The sequence below is a fragment of the Comamonas aquatica NBRC 14918 genome (genome assembly GCF_000739875.1).
In the GTDB taxonomy this organism is placed as follows: domain Bacteria; phylum Pseudomonadota; class Gammaproteobacteria; order Burkholderiales; family Burkholderiaceae_C; genus Comamonas; species Comamonas aquatica.
In genome coordinates, this window is sequence record NZ_BBJR01000033.1 from 1 (window position 1) to 4,502 (window position 4,502).

General features: G+C 61.2%; 4 protein-coding genes. 3 read left to right on the plus strand and 1 reads right to left on the minus strand.

Features of this window, described 5'->3' with window-relative positions; genetic code table 11:
* Both CA2_RS05350 and CA2_RS05355 read left to right on the plus strand, forming a co-directional pair.
* Nucleotides 1-247, plus strand: a 247-nt coding sequence (locus tag CA2_RS05350; RefSeq protein ID WP_042413477.1) for a winged helix-turn-helix domain-containing protein, incomplete at its 5' end; no start/stop codon positions are given.
* Entirely contained in the window at nucleotides 244-1,578 is a 1,335-nt protein-coding gene (locus tag CA2_RS05355; RefSeq protein WP_042413479.1) for a heavy metal sensor histidine kinase, read from the plus strand. The genes CA2_RS05350 and CA2_RS05355, both read left to right, overlap by 4 nt.
* Before the next feature lie 10 nt (nucleotides 1,579-1,588).
* Here CA2_RS05355 and cadR read toward each other — a convergent pair whose 3' ends face one another.
* Nucleotides 1,589-2,092: a Cd(II)/Pb(II)-responsive transcriptional regulator gene (gene cadR, locus CA2_RS05360; protein ID WP_042413482.1), complete on the minus strand. Its 504-nt coding sequence runs from the start codon at nucleotides 2,090-2,092 to the stop codon at nucleotides 1,589-1,591.
* A 99-nt stretch (nucleotides 2,093-2,191) separates the two neighbouring features.
* Here cadR and CA2_RS05365 point away from each other — a divergent pair, with 99 nt between their 5' ends.
* The gene (locus CA2_RS05365) at nucleotides 2,192-4,483 is read left to right on the plus strand and encodes a heavy metal translocating P-type ATPase (RefSeq protein WP_081770868.1); all 2,292 of its coding nucleotides are present in this window, start codon (nucleotides 2,192-2,194) and stop codon (nucleotides 4,481-4,483) included.
* Nucleotides 4,484-4,502 lie beyond the last annotated feature (19 nt).

A 4,502-nucleotide genomic window follows, 5' to 3' on the forward strand; every position in this document is an offset into this window, starting at 1 on the left:
CAGTCAGCGGTTGGAGCTGACCGCAAAGGAGTTCCTGCTTCTGACGCTGTTCCTGCGAAGGAAAGGCGAGGTACTGTCTCGCACCGAGCTTGCTGAGCAGGTGTGGGACATGCACTTCGACAGCGAAACCAACGTAGTGGAGGTCGCTATTCGTCGCTTGCGAAGCAAGATAGACAAACCCTTTGACACTGTGCTGCTTCACACCATCCGAGGCATGGGCTACATCATGGAGGAGCGTAACGGATGAAGGCATTGATCCACCATCGCTCGCTGCGCCAGAGGCTGTCGTGGTGGTTGGCGTTGCAAAGCTTTGCAGGCCTGGGCCTGGTCTGCCTGGCCGTGTATCTGGTAACCGAGTTCAATTTTCGCGATCGGCAAGAGGAAACGCTGGCGCAAAAGGAGAACGTCATTCGGCATCTCTTGGTAGAGGGGACGGAGCACCGGGAGTCGGAAGCTCTCGCTCACAAGCTCGATGACTTCCTGGCGGGGCATGGAGATTTATCGCTTGAGGTGTCACTGGCCGATGGGACCGTGCTCTACGCGCACACCCGCAACCAGAATGCACAGACGGTATGGCGCCAACGGAAATTCGAGGTGGCGCAGGTTGCAGGCCCTGCCTCGCCGGCTTTGCACGTCCAGCTGTCGCTGGATATTCAAACCGACAACCAGTTGTTGCACCGGCTCGCACTCACCCTGCTGGTGGCTGCCATCGGGGGCGCCATCGTGGTTTCACTGGGCGGCTTCTCCCTGGTCAAACTCGGCCTTGCGCCTGTGCGAAGGCTGGCCGGCCAAACGCGAGCACTGTCGGCGGATAGCCTGCACCAACGGCTCGATGGCGACGAGCAACCTCTTGAACTCGTGCCGCTGATCGACCAGTTCAACGCCCTCCTTGCACGCATTGAGAAGGCCTACTCACAGATGGCGGGTTTCAATGCGGATGTGGCGCACGAGCTATGCACGCCACTGGCCACGCTCATTGCCAACAATGAACTGGCTCTAAGGCGTCCTGAGCAGGCGGATATGCGGGAGGTCCTCGCCTCAAATCTGGAGGAACTGCATCGCCTGACCGGCATCGTCAACGATATGCTGTTCCTATCGCAAGCTGATCGGGGTGTAGGCGCGCGTCGCGTTCCCGTATCGAGTCTTGCATCGGTGGCTGTAGACGTGCTGGACTATCACGAGGCGGCACTGGCCGAGGCCGGGCTCACCGCCAAAGTAGTCGGCGACGCACATGGTGCCTTCGACGTGCCCCTGTTGCGCCGAGCCTTGTCAAACCTGCTGGGGAACGCCACCCGATACGCGAGAAATGGCTCGATCGTCCAAGTCAACTTCAGGACCGTTGATGAGGACCGCGTGCTGATCAGTGTCTCCAACTGCGGAGACAGCATCGATCCCGAAATACTCCCTCACTTGTTCGATCGATTTTTCCGCGCCGATCCCGCTCGCAGTCATGGACAAAGCAACCACGGCCTAGGCCTGGCCATCGTTGGCGCGATCGCTCGCATGCATCAGGGCAAACCAGTCGCATGGTCGGAGAGCGGGGTGACGAGCGTTGGGCTGGAGATCCGAGCCCAATGACTTTTGGCAGTCAGCCCTTACGGTTAATGCGCAGCTGTTTGGCAGCGGCTCCGATTTCGCGATGCACGCCAGGTGGATGCGCTTCATTGGGGTTGGCTGTAGGCATGTGATTGTGTTGGCGCGCCGCTATTGCCAGGCCGCCCAAGATGCCGCAGTCCCCGGCCAGGTGACCTGGCGAACACTGCTGCTGCAGACTGCGCAATTCTAATTCCAGCACCTGGAGTTCCCGGATTCGCGAGACGACATGATCAATGTGCTCCTCAAGAAGCGCATCCACCGCGCCACAGTTCTCACCAGGTGCGTCCTTGAAATGCAACAGCACGCGGATTTCATTGAGTGTCATGTCCAGGCAGCGGCAATGCCGGATGAAGGCAAGACGCTCGATGTGGCTGCTATCGTAGATTCGGTAATTGCTTTCCGTACGTATCGCCGCCGGCAGCAGACACTCCCGCTCGTAGTAGCGAATGGTCTCTGTCTGGGTGCCGGTGGCCTTGGCCAATTCGCCGATCTTCATGGCACATCCTTTGCAAATGGGGGTAGTGCCTGACGGTGCTGGGGCGCATTTCGCGCTGTCACTTGACTTTAAGGTCACTACAGGGTTTCCAATTAAGCCATGAAACTAGAAACCAGCACCTCTTCAAGCGTTGACACCTGCTGCTCAGCGGGATGCTCCAGTTCCGCCTCTCCGGTCAATGCCGCCGCAAGCGGCCCGGGCCAAGTCAAGCTGTTCAGAATTGCGACCATGGACTGCAGCGCCGAGGAGGCGGAAATCCGCCGCGCGCTGGAACCCTTGGACGGAATCCGCTCTCTGGGCTTCCAGCTCGGTGCTCGCACGTTGAAGATCGATGCGGCAGAAAGCACGTATCCCTTGGCCCTGGAGGCTATCCGCAAGGCGGGCTTCGATCCACAGCCGGTGGCCGGCGCAATGAACTCCCAGGGGGGGCCGGCAGTAGGGCCTGTCGAAGGCGACGACGATGGACATGGGTTCGCTGGCGGCATTTCTCGCCTGGTGGCTGCGCTTGTGTTCGCCACGGGCGCGGAGGTGCTCTCCTTCTTCGCGCCCGACCAGATGGCCTGGAAGGTGGCAGGCATGGCCATCGCCGCGTTGGCCATCTGGCTGGCTGGAATCGACACCTACAAGAAGGGCATCGCAGCGCTGCTACGTGGCAAGCTCAACATCAATGCCCTGATGTCGGTGGCCGTCACAGGCGCTTTCCTCATTGGCCAGTGGCCCGAGGCTGCCATGGTGATGGCCCTGTACGCCATTGCTGAGCTGATTGAGGCCAAGGCCGTGGACCGGGCACGCAATGCGATCAAGGGGTTGCTGGAACTGGCGCCGGAAGAGGCTCTGGTTCTGGGCCCCAATGGCGCATGGTCTGCCACGCCGGTCGCCGCTGTAGCCATCGGTGCGACCGTGCGCATCAAGCCGGGAGAACGGGTGCCGCTGGACGGCAAGGTGACGAAGGGGAACGGGGCCATCAACCAGGCTCCGGTGACTGGCGAGAGCATTCCCGTGGACAAGGCACCCGGCGATCAGGTGTTCGCGGGCACCATCAATGAGACCGGTGAACTTGAGTTCGAGGTCACGGCCCTATCGAGCAACACCACCTTGGCCAGAATCATTCAAGCCGTTGAGCAGGCACAAGGCACGCGCGCACCGACACAGCGCTTTGTCGATCGGTTCGCCGCGATCTACACGCCTGCGGTCTTCGCCATTGCGGTGGCGGTGGCAGTTCTCACACCGTTCCTGATGGGACTGACCTGGCTGGAAGCGCTCTACAAGGCCCTTGTCCTGCTGGTGATTGCCTGCCCATGTGCCTTGGTCATTTCCACGCCTGTGACGGTGGTAAGCGGACTGGCGGCCGGCGCTCGCCGAGGCATCCTGATCAAGGGCGGAACCTACTTGGAAGACGCGCGGCTCCTGAAGGCGGTGGCGCTGGACAAGACGGGCACCATCACCGAAGGTAAACCCAAGCTGGTGCAGTGGCACGTCTGGGGCGCTGGCGATGAAGCTGCAGCCCAACAGATGGCCGCCAGCCTGGCTGGCAGATCCGATCACCCGGTGTCCAAGGCGATCATCCAGGGTCTGGAAGTACCAGGCCCGGAGGCCGAAAACTTCAAGGCCTTGCCGGGGCGCGGTGTCGAAGGCGTGGTCAATGGAGTACGCCTCGTGCTGGGCAATCACCGACTGATCCATGAACGGGGACTGTGCACCCCTGAACTGGAGGCGGAACTCGCCATCCATGAAAAGCAAGGCCGCACGGTCACCCTCCTGGCTGACGATTCGTGCGTCCTGGCCTTGTTTGCTGTTGCAGACACCATTCGGGAGACATCAAAGCAAGCCATCGTCGATCTCAAGGCGCTGGGAGTGACCTCGGTGATGCTGACCGGCGACAACACAGCCACGGCCAAGGCAATCGCGGCGCAGGCGGGGATCGATGACGCCCGCGGCGACCTGCTGCCCGAAGCCAAGCTCGACGCCATCAAGGAGATGCAAAAGCGCTACGGCGCCACCGGCATGACCGGGGACGGCATTAACGATGCACCGGCATTGGCCCAGGCTGATATCGGTTTTGCCATGGGCGGCGCTGGTACCGACACTGCCATGGAAGCGGCCGACGTGGTCATCATGAACGACAACCTGCAGCGCGTCGCCGAGACTGTGCGGCTATCCAAGCGCACGCATGCCGTGCTCTGGCAGAACATCACCTTGGCTCTGGGCATCAAGAGCGTGTTCCTGGTGATGGCGGTCGTTGGCACGGCGACCATGTGGATGGCGGTTTTCGCGGACATGGGTGCGAGCTTACTGGTAGTGGGCAACGGGCTTAGGCTGCTTCGCGGGACACTGGATCCAGCCTCCAAGCTCAACCGCTCAGAACCCAAGGAGCATGCCCATTCCCACTAGTGTGTCCGCGCCGAAGTGA

What these genes read in the sequence shown, in the direction of transcription:
- cadR (WP_042413482.1), bottom strand. Translation starts at nt 2,092, where the DNA reads ATGAAGATCGGCGAATTGGCCAAGGCCACCGGCACCCAGACAGAGACC.
- CA2_RS05365 (WP_081770868.1), top strand. Translation starts at nt 2,192, where the DNA reads ATGAAACTAGAAACCAGCACCTCTTCAAGCGTTGACACCTGCTGCTCA.
- CA2_RS05355 (WP_042413479.1), top strand. Translation starts at nt 244, where the DNA reads ATGAAGGCATTGATCCACCATCGCTCGCTGCGCCAGAGGCTGTCGTGG.